The sequence below is a fragment of the Moraxella sp. genome (genome assembly GCF_024227015.1).
GTDB lineage: Bacteria > Pseudomonadota > Gammaproteobacteria > Pseudomonadales > Moraxellaceae > Moraxella.
Map to the genome: position 1 here is coordinate 1 of NZ_JAAELD010000107.1, position 514 is coordinate 514.

1 protein-coding gene is annotated in these 514 nt (G+C 48.4%); it reads right to left on the minus strand.

The genetic code is table 11. The annotated features are described in order from the left end of the window. Window positions 1-514: FAD-dependent oxidoreductase (locus GY683_RS02290; protein ID WP_297287206.1), on the minus strand; the 514-nt coding region annotated here is incomplete at both ends.

The window sequence follows — 514 nt, forward strand, 5'->3', positions numbered from 1 at the left end:
CACGTGTAACCATCTCAAGCGTGGCTCGGCGAGCAGGATTTAACTTTAGATTAAAACCGCTTAATTCTGCCATGCCGCCCACACGGATACGATCATCAAAGCGCGTAATGGCAATCTTAAAGGTCTCATCTAGTACGGTTGAGACAGGCGCATTATCAGGGTCAATGATGGGCACGGTCAGAGAATAGCCTTTGACAGGGTAAACAGGTAAATTAAGCCCCAAAGACTTAGCAATGTCGCGCGAGTAGCTGCCAAAGGCCAGCACATAATGATCAGCTGTGAGCAGCTCGCCATCAGACAGAACGCCTGTGATAGTATTACCATCATGCTGAATCTGTTGTACGGTTTTATTAAATAAGAACTTCACGCCCAGATCTTTGGCGAGTGCGGCGAGTCTTTTGGTGAATAAATTACAATCGCCCGTTTCATCATTGGGCAGTCTTAGTCCGCCAACAAGTTTGTCCTTGGCGTGAGCTAGGGCAGGTTCGACTCTGGCGAGTTCGTCACGGCTAAG